Here is a 17,601-nt window from a genome sequence, read left to right as displayed (position 1 = left end):
TCTACGACGTAGGCAGTTGCTTCCCGTAGTCGACCATCTCGGTCTTCTCCGGCTCCTGGAGGGGGAAATCCTTGTTCCACTCCGTGAGTTCCAGCGTGCCCGCGTGGCCGCCGCGCTCCAGGCGCAGCGGGTAGGGCTTGCCGTCCAGGGCGACGCTGAGCGTGCCGCCCGCGCCCTTGTCGCCGGTGATCTTGATGGTGCGTGTGGCGCCCGTCTTGCCGCGGTCGCCCTTGGCCAGCTCGCCGTGGAGCGTGAGCATGCCCGCGAGGAGCACGTCCTTGTCGGTGAAGCCGCTGAGCTGCTGATAGGCCGGATCGCCCTTCGGCACCTTCACGTACTTGCCGTCCAGCTTGGCCGCCGCGGCCTCGTCCGCGCCCTGAGACTGCTTGCCGTCGTCCTGGTGCGTCCAGAACCGCGTGTCGGCCTTCAGGAAGAGCTGCTCGTCCACGCGGAGCAACTGGAACGTCTGCCCCTTGGAGGTGACGGAACCGGTGCCTCCGTCGCCCTTGAGGCGCATGTCGAGGGAGTACGTGTGCCCCTTGCTCACCACGGTGCCGGAGAGCCGTACCCCCGACGCCGCCTCCGCGACCTTGCCGGCCTTGCTCTGGATCTTGGTGGCCGGGAGCTTGCCGATGCCGTTCGTGCCCGCGTCCGGGTCCACGTCGCTGCCGCACCCGGTCAGACTCGTGGCGCCCACGACCACGCCGGCGCACACCGCGCCCACGAACGCTGCCCTGCGGGCTCGGCTGGCCAGGGGAAGTGCGGTCACAGGTGGCGCTGCCTCTCGTACGGACGGCCTACGGCTTCGGCAGTACGGCAGCGTACCCGTGCCGGGGGAGCGACTCGGCGGCAGTCCGTACGGACCCTCCGCCGGGGCGTGTCCGACCGGGACGGGCTAGCCTGAAGCCCGTATTGCCGGACGAAACACCGTGAAACCACAGCAGGAAGGGGCGCACGTATGGCGGCAGGCGCCCCCCGGGTCTTCGTGTCCCACCTCTCCGGCATCTCCGCCTTCGACCCCAACGGCGACCAGGTCGGCCGCGTCCGCGACCTCGTGGCGATGCTCCGGGTGGGCCGCAAGCCCCCGCGGCTGCTGGGTCTCGTCGTCGAGCTGACGACCCGGCGCCACATCTTCCTGCCCATGACGCGCGTCACCGGCATCGAGTCGGGCCAGGTCATCACCACCGGCGTGCTCAACGTACGGCGCTTCGAGCAGCGGCCCACCGAGCGGCTCGTCATCGGCGAGATGCTCGACCGCCGGGTCCGCCTCGTCGAGACCGACGAGGAGGTGACCGTCCTCGACGTGTCGGTCCAGCAGCTTCCGGCCCGCCGCGACTGGGAGATCGACCGGGTCTTCGTACGCAAGGGCAAGGGCGGCACCTTCCGGCGCAAGGGCGAGACCCTCACCGTCGAATGGGCCGCCGTGGACGGCTTCTCCCTGGAGGAGCACGGGCAGGGCGCCGAGAACCTCCTGGCCACCTTCGAACAGCTGCGTCCGGCCGACCTCGCCAACATCCTGCACCACCTGTCCCCCAAGCGCCGCGCCGAAGTGGCCGCCGCGCTCGACGACGACCGGCTCGCCGACGTCCTGGAAGAGCTGCCCGAGGACGACCAGATCGAGATCCTCGGCAAGCTCCAGGAGGAGCGCGCCGCCGACGTCCTGGAGGCCATGGACCCCGACGACGCCGCCGACCTCCTCGCCGAACTGCCCGAGGAGGACAAGGAGCGCCTGCTCGCCCTGATGCAGCCGGCCGACGCCGCCGACGTGCGCCGCCTCATGGCCTACGAGGAGCGCACGGCCGGCGGTCTGATGACGACCGAGCCGATCGTGCTCCGCCCGGACGCGACGGTCGCCGACGCCCTGGCACGCGTCCGCATGGAGGACCTCTCGCCCGCGCTCGCCGCCCAGGTCTACGTCTGCCGTCCGCCCGACGAGACGCCGACCGGCAAGTACCTGGGCACCGTGCACTTCCAGCGGCTGCTCCGCGATCCCCCGTACACGCTCGTCGGGTCGATCATCGACGACGACCTGCAGCCCCTGGCGCCGGGCGCCACCCTGCCCACCGTCGCCGGGTTCTTCGCGGCGTACGACATGGTGGCGGCGCCCGTCGTCGACGAGGGCGGCGCGCTCCTCGGGGCGGTCACGGTCGACGACGTACTGGACCACATGCTGCCCGACGACTGGCGTGAGACGGAGTTCCATCTGGAGGAGGAGGCGGCGGACCATGGTGGCGGCTGACCGGGAGCGCGAGAACCGCGCCGAGACGCGGACCTCACGGTTCCGTCTCGACCAGCCGCGCACCCCGCGCCCCAAGCTGCTGCCGGACTACGACCCGGAGGCGTTCGGGCGGCTCTCGGAGCGGATCGCGCGCTTCCTGGGCACCGGCAGGTTCATCGTCTGGATGACGGTCGTCATCATCCTGTGGGTGGTGTGGAACATCGCGGCCCCCGACCACCTGCGCTTCGACCAGTACCCGTTCATCTTCCTGACGTTGATGCTCTCGCTCCAGGCGTCGTACGCGGCCCCGCTGATCCTCCTCGCGCAGAACCGCCAGGACGACCGCGACCGCGTCAACCTCGAACAGGACCGCAAACAGAACGAGCGGTCCATCGCGGACACCGAATACCTCACCCGCGAGATCGCCTCGCTGCGGATGGGCCTCGGTGAAGTCGCGACCCGCGACTGGATCCGCTCCGAGCTCCAGGATCTGGTCAAGGAGCTGGAGGAGCAGCGGCTCGCGCAGCACCTGGACGGCCGGACGGAGAGCCGCGTGGTGTTCCCGTCGGAGGGCGGACGCGGACGTGACGCAGACGACCGCTGACCGCCCTTCCCCGCCGGGGGTTACCGCGCCGTACTATCAATTGCATGGCTACGGAAGACGCGGTGCGTGAAGCACTGGCGACGGTGAACGACCCCGAGATCCACCGACCCATCACCGAGCTGGGGATGGTCAAATCGGTTGACATCTCCGCTGACGGGGCGGTGGCCGTCACCGTGTACCTGACGGTCTCCGGCTGCCCGATGCGCGAGACGATCACCAACAACGTGACGGACGCGGTCGCCGCCGTCGAGGGCGTCACGCGGGTGGACGTCACGCTCGACGTGATGAGCGACGAGCAGCGCAAGGAGCTGGCGTCCGCGCTGCGCGGCGGCACCGCCGAGCGCGAGGTGCCCTTCGCCAAGCCCGGCTCGCTGACCCGTGTCTACGCCGTCGCGTCCGGCAAGGGCGGCGTCGGCAAGTCCTCGGTCACGGTGAACCTCGCGGCCGCGATGGCCGCCGACGGCCTCAAGGTCGGCGTCGTGGACGCGGACATCTACGGCCACTCCGTGCCGCGCATGCTGGGCGCCGACGGCAAGCCGACCCAGGTCGAGAACATGATCATGCCGCCGTCGGCGCACGGCGTGAAGGTCATCTCCATCGGCATGTTCACCCCCGGCAACGCGCCGGTCGTCTGGCGCGGCCCGATGCTGCACCGCGCCCTCCAGCAGTTCCTCGCCGATGTCTACTGGGGTGACCTGGACGTCCTGCTCCTCGACCTGCCGCCGGGCACGGGCGACATCGCGATCTCCGTGGCGCAGCTCGTCCCGAACGCCGAGATCCTCGTCGTCACGACGCCTCAGCAGGCGGCGGCCGAGGTCGCCGAGCGGGCCGGCTCCATCGCCGTACAGACCCACCAGAAGATCGTGGGCGTGGTGGAGAACATGTCGGGGATGCCCTGTCCGCACTGCGACGAGATGGTCGACGTGTTCGGCTCGGGCGGCGGCCAGCGGGTCGCCGAGGGCCTCACGAGGACGACGGGCGCCACCGTGCCGGTCCTCGGCTCCATCCCGATCGACGTCCGTCTCCGCGAGGGCGGCGACGAGGGCAAGCCGGTCGTCCTGACCGACCCGGACTCCGCCGCGGGCGCGGCCCTGCGCTCCATCGCCGACAAGCTGAGCGGCCGCCAGCGCGGCCTGTCGGGCATGTCGCTGGGAATCACGCCGCGCAACAAGTTCTAGATGCCCTGCACGTTCTGGATGCCCTGAGTGGGGCGCCCGGAGGGCGCCCCACGAAAGGCCGGCTCCTCGTCGCCGCCTAGGCGTACGCGCCGATGTCCTTGATCACGGAGAAGCCGAGGCCGTACGGGCTCATGCCGCGCCCGTACGCGCCGAGGTGCACGCCCTCCTCCGTGGAGCCCGCGAGCACCCATCCGTACTCGGACTCGCGGTAGTGGAAGGGCGTGGGGACGCCGTCCACCGGCAGGGAGAGCGACGACCAGTCCGCGCCCTCCAGATCGTCCGCGAGGACCCACGCCGTCTCGGTCTGCTGGTCGAGCCAGTCGTCACGCAGCGTGTGGTCCATCTGGCTCGGCCAGGTGTACGACAGCAGGCCGACCCCGGCGAGCCAGGCCGCCGACGAGACCGACGTGGCCTCCAGGACGCCGCCGTCGGCGGTGCGCCGCACCGGGTTGGCCGCGACGGTCACCACGACCGCGAAGCGCTCGTTGTCGCTGTTGCCGATGGTTCCCTCACCGCGGACCGACGGCTCCTCGCCGTGGCCGATCGAACCATGCTCCACCGCGCCGTCCGCCGTCGCGCCGACCTGCATCAGCCAGCGCGGTCCCGTGAAGGCCTCGTCGAGGCCGTACCAGGGAAAGGGCGCCAGCAGGTAGCCGTCGACCGTACGCCGGGCGGAGGACACCGCTTGTACGGCGCCGTCCCCGGCCGCCGCCTTTGTGCCCACCCGACCTGTCGTCTCCATGTACCCGGCCGCCTCCTCGCTCTCGTGGGTCCGGAGCGGCCCGCCCCCCTCGGACGTCCTCACGCCGGACAACAACAAGGCAGGATAGCCACACCGGTGGGCGGCGATGGTTCAGGCGAGGCCTCAGGTGGCGTCCGCGTCGAACGGCGGACGGTCGCCGGAGGCGGGGTTCGCGGGCTTCTTCTGCATGTCCACGCGGGTGCCGGAGGGTGAGGCGGCGGCCTCCGAGGAGGCCGAACCGGAGTCGGACGAGTCGCTGTCGCGGCCGTGCACGGCGTCCGCGACCTCGTTCATCTCCTTCTTCAGGTCGAAGCCGTTGCGGATTTCCTTGAGCCCGAGCTCGTCGTTGTCGAGCTGCTTGCGGATGAACTTCTTCGGGTTCAGGTCGTCGAACTCGAAGTCCTTGAACTCCGGGCCCAGCTCCTGCCGGATGTCCGCCTTCGCGCTGTCCGAGAACTCCCGGATCTTGCGGATCGTTCGGGAGACGTCCTGGATGACCTTCGGCAGCTTGTCGGGACCGAAGATGAGCACGGCGAGGACGACCAGCGCCACTATCTCGAGTGCGCCAATGTCATTGAACACCTTGAGCTCCTTGCGATGTCCTCAGGCCGCCACAGGTCGTCGTCCGAGGTCTGGACCGTGACCACGGTACCCGCCGCCCATGTCCGTCCGGTAGCCGCTGCACGACAACCCGGATCACACATGACCGGTCCTTTACGTCTTCGGTCCTTTACGTCTTTCGGTCGCTTACCTCTTTCGGTCGTTCCCCGACTGGTCGGTCATTCATCGGGTCAGTCCCCGTCGGCCGCGCCGAGGACCAGGGTCACCTCGCGGTCGCGGCCGTCGCGCTCGACCGTGAGGTCGAGGCGGTCCTTGGGCCGGTGCGCGCGGACCTTGACGATCAGTTCGTCGCTGGAGTGCACGGCACTGCCGTCCACCTCGGTGATGACGTCGCCCGGCTTGAGCCCTGCCTTCTCGCCGGGGCCGTTCTCGCTGACGGAGGGGCCGCCGTTCTGGCCCTTGTCCGCGATGCGGGCGCCGTCGCCGGTGAACTCGGTGTCGAGCGTGACCCCGATCACGGGGTGGGTCGCCCGGCCGAAGTTGATCAGCTCCTCGGCCACGCGCTTGCCCTGGTTGATGGGTATGGCGAAGCCGAGGCCGATGGAGCCCTCCTGGCCGCCGCCCTTCTCCGCACCGTCGCCGGCCGAGCGGATGGCGCTGTTGATACCGATGACGCGCGCCTTCGAGTCGACCAGCGGACCGCCCGAGTTGCCCGGGTTTATCGGCGCGTCGGTCTGTAGGGCGTCCACGTACGAGGTGTCGCTGCCGTCGCCCTTCTCGCCGCCCGCGGTGATGGGCCGCTCCTTGGCGCTGATGATCCCGGAGGTCACCGTGTTCGCCAGGTCGAAGGGGGCGCCGATCGCCACGACCGGGTCGCCGACCTGGACGTTCTCGGAGTTGCCGAGGCGCAGCGGCTTCAGGCCCCGGACGCCCGAGACCTTGACGACCGCCAGGTCGTAGCCGGAGTCGTGGCCGATGAGCTTCGCCTTGGCGGTCTCGCCGCCGCTGAAGGTCACCGATATCTCGCCGTCCGTGCCCGCGGGCTCGACGACGTGGTTGTTGGTGAGGATGTGGCCCTTGCCGTCGAGGACGAAGCCGGTGCCCGTGCCCTGCGCCGAGTCGCCGCGGACGTGCAGGGTGACCACGCCGGGCAGGGCCGCGGCGGCGATCCCGGCCACGCTGCCCTTGGGGCGGTCCTTGGACTCGGTGCCGGCCTGGTCGAGCTCGATGTCGCCGACGCCGCCGTTGCGCTCCACGTAGGCGCCGATCGCGCCGCCGATGCCGCCGGACACGAGGGTGATCACCATGATCCCGACGAGCAGCACCCGCCGCATCCGCTTGCGCTTCTTCTCCTCGGCCTCCGGGGTCGGCGCCCCGGTCTGCTGGAGCGGCGCGTTCCAGGGGTCGTACGGCTGACGGTGCGGGGTCTGCGGGGCCACGGCCTGCGAGTGCGCGACCTGCGGGGCCACGGCCTGCGGCGGCACTGGCTGCGGGGCGCCTTGGTAGGGCGGCGGGGCGGCTCCCTGCGGGGGCACGGGACCGGGCGTGCCATGCGCCGGCGTACCGCCGTGTACGGCCGCGGGGAGCGGGGTGCCGTGGCCCGGCGTCGCCATCGGGTGTTGTACGGGGGGTGCGGGCGCCCACGGGCCGGGCTCACCGTAGGGCGGCGTGCTGTACGGGTCCGGGTCGTGCAGGGGCTGTGCATACGGCTGCGGCTGCGGCTGCCCGGAAGGGCCCTGACCGCCGCTCGGTGGCTGCGGCTGCCCGGCCGGAGTCCGGCCGCTCGGTGGCTGTGGCTGTTGCTGCTCTGCCGGGGTCCGGGCGCTCGGCGGCTGCGCGTACGGCTGTTCGGCCGTGGGCGGCGTCGTCGGCGTCGAGGCCTGCGCCTGCGGCGATTGTGTGCCCTGCGCCGGGATGGCCGGGGCCTGGCCGGAAGGCTGCTCCGGGGTGCCCGGGGCGAGGCCCTGCTCCGGAGCGCCCGGCTGCGGCGGCTGATGGGCGGCCCCCGGCGTCTCCGGCCGGGGGCGGCTCCACCATTTCGCCTTCGTGGGCTTGCCCTCGTCCATGCTCTCCCCACAACTGGCCCGCAGCGCACGCCGATACGTATCCAACTCCGTGCCCGCCAAGTGCTCCTGGCAGGCACGGCCCACCGCGATTCAACCAGGTTCTGGTGCGTGAGCGCAGGGCACGTCGCGTCAGCGGAGCGTGGCCACGCCTCGCGAGGGTCCCGAATCCGGTATCGCCGAGGTGGTGTTCGACGGGTCGGCGCCCTCCGCCTGCACCGACCTGAGCGCCGGTGGCACCTCGATACCGGGCGGCGTCGCACCGCGGTGGCCGGGCTGCGGCGGCGTTATCAACGGGGAGACCGCGGCGGCGCCCGCCAGGAGCGGTGCCGTCACGGCATACGCCGACGCCCGTGAGCGCGGGGACTGCCCGGCAGCCCCCGGCAGCAGCGGACCCGTCACCTCGGTGGGCGCGACCGGCGCCGCCAGGGCACCGGGACGCTGGCCCTGCGCCGACAGCGGATTACCGGCCCCGCGGCGCCGCACGGAGTCGGATGCCGCGGAGGAGCCCGCGCCCTGGGGACGCTGCGGGGTGACGTTGCTGTTGGCCTTGGAGCCGCCGGCCCTGGTGTCGCTCGTGTCGATGGGGGCGCCCGCCGTGACCCCGCCGAGCGCGATGGCGGCCAGCGACACCGCACCGGCCGCGGCGAACGCGAAGCGGCGTCCGCGCCAGACCGAGCGGTCGCCCTCGTGCCGGGTGACGTCATGAATGCGGAAACCGCGCCCCTCGCCGGGCAGCACCGTCGCATGGGCACCCGAGGGGGCATACCCCACGAAGGACTCCGTGTTCACGCCGAAGAGCCCGGTCCTCGGCAGCCCGGTGGAGCTGGATCCGGTGGCGAAGCCCGCTCCGCCACCCGGGGGTCTGGGACCGTCGGGCGGCTCGACACCACCGGCGGGCAGGCCCTGGAGGCGGGCCAGGAAGCTCTCGCTGGGCGGTGGCGGCGCCGCCTGCGCGAAGACGTTCTTCAGGCGACGCTGCGCGTCGGCCTCGGTCTTGCACATCGGACACGTCGCCAGATGCGCGAGGACGCGCTCGCGCGCGTCATGTCCCAACTCACCGTCCACCAGGGCGGCGAGTCGGTCTCCCAGATGCTGCTCCGCGCCGGCCAGGGGCCGCTCGGCGGGATTCGCCCGTGATCCACTCACGCGGTCGCGCCCCCTCCTCCCAGCGCCACGGCTCCGGGAGCTCCCACTGCTTGCAGGGCAGGGGTGTCGCCATCGAGCGCACGGCGCTCCGCGCGAGCCTCGGGAGAGCGGTGCTTGAGGGCCTTGCGGAGCTGGGAACGGCCCCGGTGGATACGGCTGCGGACCGTGCCGAGCTTGACGCCGAGGGTCGCGGCGATCTCCTCGTACGACAATCCCTCGATGTCGCAGAGGACCACGGCGGCGCGGAACTCGGGCGCGAGGGTGTCGAGCGCCTGCTGGACGTCGGCGTCGAAGTGCGTGTCGTTGAACACCTGCTGCGGCGACGGCTCGCGGCTGGGGAGGCGCTCCGCGGCGTCGTCCCCGAGGGCGTCGAAGCGGATGCGCTGCTTGCGGCGCACCATGTCCAGGAAGAGGTTCGTGGTGATGCGGTGCAGCCAGCCCTCGAACGTGCCGGGGGTGTACGTCGACAGCGACCGGAAGACACGGACGAAGACCTCTTGGGTGAGGTCCTCGGCATCGTGCTGATTGCCGGTCAGGCGATACGCCAGGCGGTACACGCGGCCGCTGTGTGTGCTGACGATCTCCTCCCAGGTGGGCGGAGTCCACGCCTGCGATTCCGCGTCAGCGGCAAAGGTCGCGGTCTGAGCGGAGTCGTTGGCACGGATGCGGTCAGCGGTGTCGGTCACGGATTTCGGCTCACCCGCCAATCCGAGAAAGCGCCGAAGCACTCCTCCCCGATCCGCGGACGCAGCCGCACCTCCCCTGTCGGCTCTGGTGGTGTCCAGTGGAGCCACTACCATAACCACCTCGCCCGTTAGCTCCGGATAAGCGTTTTTACGTGAATTTGGTACGGGCTTCTCAGCGGTTGTCCTGCCGCTTCGACGCGCCCGCTTCAAGTCTTGATCCATCCGTGACCCCCGCTGTCCTCACACCCCCTCATAACGCCTGGCCTCATCTGCGGGTTCCCGGCACCAACGGATACAGTCACGGCCAGGCAACCACGGGGACAGGAGAGGGCCATTACCGGCAACCGGCAGACGAGCTGGGCGTTCGCCGACGCCTTTGTCGCCGAGGACGAGGCGCTGCACTGGGCCCGTGACCGGGCCCAGGAGACGGGGCTGCCCTCGGTGTCGCCCGGCACCGGCGCCGCGCTGCGGATGCTCGCCGCCACGGTTGACGCGAAAGCAGTGGCCGAAATCGGGACCGGGACCGGGGTGTCGGGCATCCACCTGCTGCACGGCATGCGGCCCGACGGGGTGCTCACCACGGTCGATCCCGAGCCGGAGCGGCAGCAGTTCGCCCGCGAGGCCTTCCGTGCCGCGGGTTTCGCGGGCAACCGGGCGCGGTTCATTCCGGGGCGGGCGCTGGATGTGCTGCCGCGGCTCGCCGACGGCGGTTACGACCTCGTGTTCTGCGACGGGGACCGCACGGAGTCCCTGGAGTACCTCGCTGAATCGTTGCGCCTGCTGCGGCCGGGCGGGCTCGTCTGCTTCGAGGGTGCTTTCGCGGACGGCAGGACCGTGGACTCCGGGCCGCAGCCCGTCGAGGTCCTCTGCCTCCGTGATCTGCTGCGGACCGTGCGGGAGAGTGCGGAGCTCGTGCCGTCGCTGTTGCCGGTGGGGGATGGATTGCTGTGCGCGGTCAAACGGTAGCGCTGCGTTTGCCTGGGCGGTCCTTGCGGTGCGGTGCCCTCCTGAAAAGTGCTCGCCCCGTGGTTCCGTTCCCCTCGCCCCCGAAAAAGCCCGCCGCCGCGTAGTTCCGTGCTGTTGCTCATAAGCCTGTCGGGGAGTTCCCCGCATCCTTGGAAAGCGCTCGGCTCGGGTTCCGGGCCCGGAAACAGTACTGCCCCGGATCCGTTCGGGATCCGGGGCAGTGAAAAGTTTGGGCGCGCTTCCGCGTCAGCCAACGACCTTCTTCAGGGCGTCGCCGAGCGCGTCGGCCTCGTCCGGAGTCAGTTCGACGACAAGTCGTCCGCCGCCTTCGAGCGGAACGCGCATGACGATGCCCCGCCCCTCCTTGGTCACCTCGAGCGGGCCGTCGCCCGTCCGCGGCTTCATGGCCGCCATGCTCGTTCCCCTTCCTGAAACCAGCTCATCGCAGCCGACAACCCAGGTGTCACCGGCATCGAACATATTGCTTCCAGGCCATTATCCCGCATGGCGGGACCCCATGACCAACATCGGTCGGCATCGCTTGTGCAACGCGCACCCGCAAAACCACCCAATTCGGCGATGTGCCTGCGATACTTCGCCACTCCCCATGCCCCAGCGACTCATAATTGTTAGACGCAGGTCACATAACCGCCCTCATGCCGGACGCCGATGATCTCCGTCATGCTGAGACCCACGTACCGGACGAGCGGAAGGTTCACCATGGCCGACAGCGTGCTCTACGAAGTCAGCGACGGACTCGCGACGATCACGATCAACCGGCCCGAGGCCATGAACGCCATGAACGCGGAGGCCAAGGCCGCCCTGCGGGACGCCCTCAGGTCCGCCGCCGACGACCCCGCCGTGCGCGCCGTGCTGCTGACCGCGACCGGACGCGCCTTCTGCGTCGGCCAGGACCTCAAGGAGCACATCGGCCTGCTCATGGCGGACCGCGAGGCCGGTACGGGCCAGACGATGAGCACCGTCAAGGAGCACTACAACCCCATAGTCCGCGCGCTGGCGGGCATGCCGAAGCCCGTCGTGGCCGGGGTCAACGGCGTCGCCGCCGGAGCCGGCCTCGGCTTCGCGCTCGCCGCCGACTACCGCGTGGTCGCCGACACCGCCAAGTTCAACACCTCCTTCGCCGGGGTCGCCCTCACCGCCGACTCGGGCATCTCCTGGACGCTCCAGCGCGTGGTCGGCCCCGGCCGCGCCGCCGATCTGCTGCTCTTCCCGCGCAACATCACCGCGCAGGAGGCGTACGACCTGGGCATCGCCGGCAAGGTCGTGCCCGCCGCCGAGCTCGCCGCCGAGGCCGAGAAGGTGGCCCGCGCGCTGGCCGAGGGCCCGACCCTCGCCTACGCGGCGCTCAAGGAGTCCCTCGCCTACGCGGCGGACCACTCCCTGGACGAGGCGCTGGACAAGGAGGACGAACTCCAGTCGAAGGCGGGCGCGTCGGAGGACCACACGATCGCCGTCCAGGCCTTCATCGCCAAGGAGAAGCCGAAGTATCTGGGCCGCTGACGATCCGGGCCGCTGACGCCTCCGGGCCGCTGACGTAACCAGGCGCTACGGTCTCGGCGTCTCTCGGGCCACGCAGTCCGCGAGGTGGTCGTTCACGAGGCCGCAGGCCTGCATCAGGGCGTACGCCGTGGTGGGGCCGACGAAGCGTATGCCGCGCTTCTTCAGGGCCTTGGACAGAGCCGTGGACTCCGGAGTGATCGCCGGGACGTCGGCGAGCGACTTCGGGACCGGCCTGGAGACCGGGTCGGGGGCGAACGACCAGATCAGCTCGTCCAGTTCACCCTCGGACCAGCCGGCGAGCACGCGCGCGTTGGCGAGCGTCGCGTCGATCTTGGCGCGGTTGCGGATGATCCCCGCGTCGGCGAGGAGCCGCTCCCGGTCCTCGTCGGTGAACTTCGCGACCGAGGCGATGTCGAAGCCCGCGAAGGCCGCGCGGAAGCCCTCGCGGCGGCGCAGGATCGTGATCCAGGACAGGCCCGACTGGAAGGCCTCCAGGCTGAGCCTCTCGTACAGCGCGTCGTCACCGCGGACGGGCCGGCCCCATTCGGCGTCGTGGTACAGCACGTAGTCCTCGGTGGAGAGGCCCCAGGGGCAGCGCAGGCCGCCGTCCGGCCCCGCGACAGCATCGGTGCTCACTGGTCGTCGTCCCTCTCGTCCCGCTTCTCGGACCGCGGGGACTTGTCGTCCCGCGCCGACTCGTAGACGGGGTTCTCGTCGTACATGGGGTTCTCGTGGTGGTGCACGGGCTTCTCGTCGTACACGGGGTTCTCTTCGCGCACGGGCGTCCCGCCGTGGCCGGACCTTCCGCCTGATGTGCCATGCGAGTCGTGTCCGGCGTCGGAGCGGCGTGGTGTGTACCCGTCGAAGAGCGCCGGGCCCGCGACCGCCGTGGCCTGGGCGCCCGCCAGGGCCGCCTCCAGCTCGGCGATGCGGGCGTCCCGCTCGGCCAGCTCCGCGCCGAGGCGGCTGAGGGCGTCGTCCACGTCCGCCATCTCGTACCCCCGCAGGGTCAGGGGGAAGCGCATCGCGTCGACGTCGGCGCGGCGCAGCGGCCGGTCGGGGGGCAGCGGGTCGGTGAGGCGCTCGGGCGCGGCGTCGGGCAGGGCGCCGCTCTCGCCGCCGCCCACGACGGCGAGGGTCACCGCTCCGACCACCACGACGAGGGCGATGACCAGGAACAAGAACAAGACCATGGCTTCAGGCCCCTACGCTCGACTGCCCATGCTGAAAGTGTCAGAGTCCGATCGTGCCATGCGGCTGTGACAGTTAAGGTCGCAGGCGGCCGAACCGCGACGAGGACCCAGGAGGGCCACAGGGGATGCTCAGGCTTGGACGGCGCGAGTTCGACGCGCACGAGCCGGTGATCATGGCGATCGTGAACCGGACACCGGACTCGTTCTACGACCAGGGGGCGACGTTCCGGGACGAGCCCGCCCTGGCCCGCGTGGAGCAGGCGGTGGCCGAGGGCGCCGCGATCATCGACATCGGCGGCGTCAAGGCGGGCCCCGGCGACGAGGTGTCCGCCGAGGAGGAGGCGCGCCGTACGGTCGGCTTCGTCGCCGAGGTGCGCAGACGCTTTCCCGAGGTGGTGATCAGCGTCGACACGTGGCGGCACGACGTCGGCGAGGCGGTCTGCGAGGCGGGCGCCGATCTGCTCAACGACGCATGGGGCGGTGTCGACGCCAAGCTCGCGGAGGTCGCCGCGCGGTACGGGGCCGGGCTGGTGTGCACGCACGCGGGCGGGGCCGAGCCGCGCACGAGGCCGCACCGCGTCGTGTACGAGGACGTGATGGCCGACATCCTGCGCGTGACGGTCGGCCTTGCCGAGCGCGCGGTCGCTCTCGGGGTGCCCCGCGAGTCGGTCCTCATCGACCCCGGGCACGACTTCGGCAAGAACACCCGGCACAGCCTGGAGGCCACCCGCAGGCTGGGCGAGATGGTGGAGACGGGCTGGCCGGTCCTGGTCTCGCTCTCCAACAAGGACTTCGTGGGCGAGACCCTGGACAAGCCGGTCAAGGAGCGCGTCATCGGCACCCTGGCGACGACGGCGGTCTCCGCCTGGCTGGGCGCGCAGGTCTACCGCGTCCACGAGGTCGCGGAGACGCGTCAGGTGCTGGACATGGTGGCGACGATCGCCGGGCACCGCGCCCCCGCCGTGGCCCGCCGCGGACTGGCCTGAGCGGGTGTTGGCACGCGCGCGGGAACCCGGGCGGGCGCCCGCGCGCGGGGCCCTACTTTCCGACTTCCTTCGTCACCAGGGAGATGGCCTCGTCCACGTCGTCCGTGACGTGGAAGAGGAGCAGGTCGGCCTCGGAGGCCTTGCCCTGGGCGATGACGGTGTTCTTCAGCCAGTCGATCAGGCCGCCCCAGTACTGCGTACCGAAGAGGACGATCGGGAAGCGCGTGACCTTGCGGGTCTGGACGAGCGTGAGTGCCTCGAAGAGCTCGTCCATGGTGCCGAGGCCGCCGGGCAGGACCACGAAGCCCTGCGCGTACTTCACGAACATCGTCTTGCGGACGAAGAAGTACCGGAAATTCACGCCGATGTCGACATACGGGTTGAGCCCCTGCTCGAAGGGGAGCTCGATGCCGAGGCCGACCGAGGTGCCCTTGGCGTCGACGGCTCCCTGGTTGGCGGCCTGCATCGCGCCGGGCCCGCCGCCCGTGATGACCGCGAAACCGGCCTCCACGAGGGCTCTGCCGATCTCCACCCCCGCCGCGTACTCCGGTGAGTCCTCCGGGGTGCGCGCCGAGCCGAAGACGCTGATCGCGGGCGGCAGTTCGGCGAGTGCGCCGAAGCCCTCGATGAACTCCGACTGGATGCGCAGGACCCGCCAGGGATCGGTGTGCACCCACTCGGAGGGGCCTTCGGAGTCGAGGAGACGCTGATCGGTGGTGCCGGCCTGCACCTTGTCCCGCCGGCGAAGGACCGGGCCGAGCCGCTGCTCTCCGGGGCGATTTCCGGCAGCGGGGCCATCCTGGTTGGTCATCGTCTGCTCCCTCCATGCGTACGGAACCACAGCCTAGGTCTACGCGGGTTACCTCCGAGGGACCTCGGGATGTCCGGCTACGACGTCAGCCACTTCCGCAGCCGCTCCTCCGCCTCGGGGATCAGCGAGGCCTGCACGCGCTCGTCGACCTTGTGGGCGAGCAGCGGGTTCCCGGGGCTGAAGTTGACCGCGGGGACGCCGAGCGCGCTGAAGCGGGAGACGTCCGTCCAGCCGAACTTGGGGCGGGCCTCGCCGCCGACGGCCGCCATGAACGCGGCGGCGGCCGGGTGGTCCAGGCCGGGGCGGGCGGCGCCCGTGTGGTCGTCGACGATGAACTCGTCGACGCCGCAGTCCGCGAAGTAGTCGCGCACGAAGGCGAGGGCGTCCTCCTCGCTCCGGTCGGGCGCGTAGCGGAAATTGACGACGACGGTGCATTCGTCGGGGATGACGTTGGTGGCGACGCCGCCCTCGATGCGGACGGCGTTGAGACCCTCGTGGTACTCCAGGCCGTCCACCACCGGCTTGCGCGGCTCGTACGCGGCGAGCTTCACGAGGATCGGGGTGGCCGCGTGGATGGCGTTGGAGCCCATCCACGCGCGCGCGGAGTGCGCCCGCACCCCCTTGGTCTTCAGAAGGACCCGCAGCGTGCCCTGGCAGCCGCCCTCGACCTGGCCGTCGGTCGGCTCCAGGAGGACCGCGAAGTCGCCCGCCAGCCAGTCGGGGTGCGCCTGTGCGACGTGCCCGAGGCCGTTCAGGTGGGCGGCCACCTCCTCGTTGTCGTAGAAGACGAAGGTGAGGTCGCGGTTGGGCTCGGTGACGGTCTGGGCGATGCGCAGTTGCACGGCGACGCCCGACTTCATGTCACAGGTGCCGCAGCCCCACAGGACGCCGTCCTCGTCGAGGCGGGAGGGCACGTTGTCCGCGATCGGCACGGTGTCGATGTGCCCGGCGAGGACGACCCGCTCCGCGCGGCCGAGGTTCGTGCGGGCCACCACGTTGTTGCCGTGGCGGTCGACCGTGAGGTGCGGCAGGCCGCGCAGGGCCGTCTCGATGGCGTCGGCGAGGGCCGTCTCGGAACCGCTCGGCGACGGGAAGTCGACAAGGCGGGCGGTCAGCTCGGCGGCGTCCAACGTGAGGTCAAGCGGGGTGTGAGGCATGCGGACGACCCTAACGTCCGAGGGCGCACCGGCCTGTCGGTGGTCTCCAGTACCTTGGACGCGTGCCTGAGCCACCCCCTCTCCCCCGGCGCGGCCGCCTCACCCGTATCGGAACCGCGGTCGCGGTGCTGCTCGCCGTCGCCGGCTATGTCGCCGTGCAGTACGTCTACGGCGGAAAGCCCTCCCCCCGGTGCACGGTGGTGTCGGCCAACGGCGACGGCGCGTCGTACGAGTTCACGGCCGAGCAGGCGGAGAACGCCGCGACGGTCGCCGCCGTCGGCACCTCGCGCGGCATGCCCGAGCGTGCCGTGACCATCGCCCTGGCGACCGCCCTCCAGGAGTCGGGCCTGCGCAACATCCGCTTCGGCGACCGCGATTCGCTCGGCCTCTTCCAGCAGCGCCCCACGCAGGGCTGGGGCAACGAACGCCAGATCATGGACCCGGCCTACTCCGCGGCGCGTTTCTACGCGCATCTGGCCGAGGTCCCCGGCTATTCGCGGCTGCCGCTCACGGTCGCCGCGCAGCGCGTGCAGCGCAGCGGCTTTCCGCAGGCCTACGCCAAGCACGAGCCGGACGCCGTGCTGCTCGCCGCGGCGCTCACCGGCCGCGCGCCGGGCACGTTCGGCTGCGAGGGCCGTACCGGCACGGAGCCCGGCGGCCCCGTGGAGGTGCGGGCCGCGCTGGAGCGTGACTTCGGCCGCGAGGTGCGCCCCGAGGCCGCGGGGGGCCGCACGGTGACGGTCCCCGTGCCCGCCGCGGCGGCCGACGGCGAGGCCCCGCGGCGCGGCTGGGAGCTGGCGCACTGGGCGGTGGCGCAGTCGTCGGCGCTGGGCGTGGAGCGCGTCTCGTACGCGGGGCGGGAGTGGCGCGCCGGAGGTTCGGGTACGTGGCACAAGGTGCCGGCGGGCGAGGCCGCGGGCCCCGATGCCGCCGACCGGGTTCGGATCGTCACCGCGCAGTAGTGCGACCCGTCCCTCGGTGGGAGGACGGAGATCGTCCCCTTGCCGAAACGCGGCCACCCCGCCCCCGACCTGGCCTCTCTCCCCGCGTACCCCTGGGGGCCAAGGGCATGAAGGTTTCTGCGGGTGGCCCAAGAGGTGGACCCTTCGCCCTCCTTCGTCCAGAGCTGATTATGCGACGCATTGCCAACTCTTTACGTTGGCCCGCCGTAACCAATCGGGGCTTGGAGCGGTATTCACAGCGTCCGAGCGCCGGAACCCATCCGGTGGGACGCCGGAGCCGATCCGGCCGGACACCTCACCGTCTTCTCCCGTCTGAAGGAGCATCATGTCCCTCCCCCTGACCCGCCGGATCGCCCGCGCGGCGCTGCTCAGCGCTGCGGGAGCAGCTTCCGTGGTCGGTGCGGCCGGCTCCGCAAGCGCCCTCCCCGCCGCGCCCGACCTGGGTGGGCTCACCGCGCTGGACACCGCGAACATCGGCGGCACCGTCGACAGCGCCGCCCAGAGCACCGGCAACCTCGCCGGTGAGGCCGGCAGCAAGGCCGTGAAGAAGGCCGTGCCCGCCGCCACGAAGATCGTCGGCAAGAGCGCCAAGACGACGACCCCGGCCGCCCAGCAGGCCGTCGGCACCGTCGCGGGCGCCGCGGGCGAGGTCGTCGGCGACACGGCGGGCACGGTCGCCAAGGACGGGCTGCCCACCAGCGCGCTGACCACGAACGGGCTGCCGACCCAGGGCCTGCCGCTCGGCTGATCGCTCGACCCCATGACGGAAGGGCCCGGAGCCAGTGGCTCCGGGCCCTTCCGTCA

At 71.3% G+C, this 17,601-nt stretch carries 18 protein-coding genes and 1 pseudogene; 8 read left to right on the top strand and 11 right to left on the bottom strand.

What is annotated here, in order from left to right; translation table 11 throughout:
• Position 1 precedes the first annotated feature (1 nt).
• Positions 2-769 carry a hypothetical protein gene (locus tag ACRAKF_RS25320; protein ID WP_447039797.1) on the bottom strand — a complete coding sequence of 256 codons (768 nt, stop codon included), beginning with the start codon at positions 767-769 and terminating at the stop codon, positions 2-4.
• Positions 770-958: 189 nt separating this feature from the next.
• Here ACRAKF_RS25320 and ACRAKF_RS25315 point away from each other — a divergent pair, with 189 nt between their 5' ends.
• Genes ACRAKF_RS25315 through ACRAKF_RS25305 form a run of 3 tightly spaced genes read left to right on the top strand, consistent with a single transcriptional unit; the run spans position 959 to position 4,000 of the window.
• On the top strand, positions 959-2,239 hold the full coding sequence (locus tag ACRAKF_RS25315; RefSeq protein WP_447039795.1) for a magnesium transporter MgtE N-terminal domain-containing protein: 1,281 nt from the start codon (positions 959-961) through the stop codon (positions 2,237-2,239).
• Positions 2,226-2,822, top strand: a complete 597-nt coding sequence (locus tag ACRAKF_RS25310) for a DUF1003 domain-containing protein (protein WP_447039794.1) — start codon at positions 2,226-2,228, stop codon at positions 2,820-2,822. The genes ACRAKF_RS25315 and ACRAKF_RS25310 overlap by 14 nt, the downstream gene beginning before the upstream one ends.
• A 44-nt stretch (positions 2,823-2,866) precedes the next feature.
• Positions 2,867-4,000, top strand: coding sequence for an Mrp/NBP35 family ATP-binding protein (locus ACRAKF_RS25305; RefSeq protein WP_447039793.1), 1,134 nt, complete (start codon positions 2,867-2,869; stop codon positions 3,998-4,000).
• Between the two features lie 76 nt (positions 4,001-4,076).
• On the opposite strand, the gene ACRAKF_RS25300 is transcribed toward ACRAKF_RS25305, so the two are convergent.
• The 5 genes from ACRAKF_RS25300 to sigE form a co-directional block, all read right to left on the bottom strand.
• A complete protein-coding gene (locus tag ACRAKF_RS25300) occupies positions 4,077-4,742 on the bottom strand; it encodes a hypothetical protein (protein WP_447039792.1) in 666 nt (221 codons plus the stop codon).
• Between the two features lie 123 nt (positions 4,743-4,865).
• Positions 4,866-5,324, bottom strand: coding sequence for a sec-independent translocase (locus ACRAKF_RS25295; RefSeq protein WP_447039790.1), 459 nt, complete (start codon positions 5,322-5,324; stop codon positions 4,866-4,868).
• Positions 5,325-5,533: 209 nt separating this feature from the next.
• On the bottom strand, positions 5,534-7,369 hold the full coding sequence (locus ACRAKF_RS25290; RefSeq protein ID WP_447039789.1) for a trypsin-like peptidase domain-containing protein: 1,836 nt from the start codon (positions 7,367-7,369) through the stop codon (positions 5,534-5,536).
• A 129-nt stretch (positions 7,370-7,498) separates the two neighbouring features.
• Positions 7,499-8,515 (bottom strand): zf-HC2 domain-containing protein, encoded by a 1,017-nt coding sequence (locus ACRAKF_RS25285; protein ID WP_447039788.1) that lies wholly within the window; start codon positions 8,513-8,515, stop codon positions 7,499-7,501.
• Positions 8,512-9,243, bottom strand: a complete 732-nt coding sequence (sigE, locus tag ACRAKF_RS25280) for an RNA polymerase sigma factor SigE (RefSeq protein ID WP_447039787.1) — start codon at positions 9,241-9,243, stop codon at positions 8,512-8,514. The genes ACRAKF_RS25285 and sigE overlap by 4 nt, the downstream gene beginning before the upstream one ends.
• A 225-nt stretch (positions 9,244-9,468) precedes the next feature.
• On the opposite strand from sigE, the gene ACRAKF_RS25275 reads away from it, so the two are divergent.
• Positions 9,469-10,167 carry an O-methyltransferase gene (locus tag ACRAKF_RS25275; protein WP_447042158.1) on the top strand — a complete coding sequence of 233 codons (699 nt, stop codon included), beginning with the start codon at positions 9,469-9,471 and terminating at the stop codon, positions 10,165-10,167.
• A gap of 246 nt (positions 10,168-10,413) precedes the next feature.
• Here the strand turns inward: ACRAKF_RS25275 and ACRAKF_RS25270 are convergent, their stop codons facing one another.
• Positions 10,414-10,581: a DUF3117 domain-containing protein gene (locus ACRAKF_RS25270; protein ID WP_003966491.1), complete on the bottom strand. Its 168-nt coding sequence runs from the start codon at positions 10,579-10,581 to the stop codon at positions 10,414-10,416.
• A 306-nt stretch (positions 10,582-10,887) separates the two neighbouring features.
• On the opposite strand from ACRAKF_RS25270, the gene chcB reads away from it, so the two are divergent.
• A complete protein-coding gene (gene chcB / locus ACRAKF_RS25265) occupies positions 10,888-11,688 on the top strand; it encodes a 2-cyclohexenylcarbonyl CoA isomerase (protein ID WP_447039785.1) in 801 nt (266 codons plus the stop codon).
• Between the two features lie 45 nt (positions 11,689-11,733).
• Here the strand turns inward: chcB and ACRAKF_RS25260 are convergent, their stop codons facing one another.
• Complete coding sequence (locus tag ACRAKF_RS25260) at positions 11,734-12,324, bottom strand: DNA-3-methyladenine glycosylase I (RefSeq protein ID WP_447039784.1); 591 nt, start codon at positions 12,322-12,324, stop codon at positions 11,734-11,736.
• A gap of 224 nt (positions 12,325-12,548) precedes the next feature.
• Positions 12,549-12,881: pseudogene (locus tag ACRAKF_RS25255) on the bottom strand (DivIVA domain-containing protein); the annotation flags it as partial.
• A 125-nt stretch (positions 12,882-13,006) separates the two neighbouring features.
• Between ACRAKF_RS25255 and folP the strand changes: the two are divergent.
• Positions 13,007-13,867 (top strand): dihydropteroate synthase, encoded by an 861-nt coding sequence (gene folP / locus ACRAKF_RS25250; protein WP_447039783.1) that lies wholly within the window; start codon positions 13,007-13,009, stop codon positions 13,865-13,867.
• 52 nt (positions 13,868-13,919) lie between these two features.
• Here folP and ACRAKF_RS25245 read toward each other — a convergent pair whose 3' ends face one another.
• Both ACRAKF_RS25245 and dapE read right to left on the bottom strand, forming a co-directional pair.
• Positions 13,920-14,678, bottom strand: coding sequence for an LOG family protein (locus ACRAKF_RS25245; RefSeq protein ID WP_447039782.1), 759 nt, complete (start codon positions 14,676-14,678; stop codon positions 13,920-13,922).
• Positions 14,679-14,755: 77 nt separating this feature from the next.
• Positions 14,756-15,835, bottom strand: coding sequence for a succinyl-diaminopimelate desuccinylase (gene dapE / locus ACRAKF_RS25240; protein ID WP_447039781.1), 1,080 nt, complete (start codon positions 15,833-15,835; stop codon positions 14,756-14,758).
• Between the two features lie 62 nt (positions 15,836-15,897).
• On the opposite strand from dapE, the gene ACRAKF_RS25235 reads away from it, so the two are divergent.
• Both ACRAKF_RS25235 and ACRAKF_RS25230 read left to right on the top strand, forming a co-directional pair.
• Entirely contained in the window at positions 15,898-16,797 is a 900-nt protein-coding gene (locus ACRAKF_RS25235) for a heavy metal transporter (protein WP_447039780.1), read from the top strand.
• Positions 16,798-17,122: 325 nt separating this feature from the next.
• On the top strand, positions 17,123-17,545 hold the full coding sequence (locus ACRAKF_RS25230) for an ATP-binding protein (RefSeq protein ID WP_447039778.1): 423 nt from the start codon (positions 17,123-17,125) through the stop codon (positions 17,543-17,545).
• Positions 17,546-17,601 lie beyond the last annotated feature (56 nt).

The sequence above is a fragment of the Streptomyces sp. DSM 118878 genome (assembly GCF_052936595.1).
This window is presented reverse-complemented; position numbering and strand designations above follow the sequence as displayed.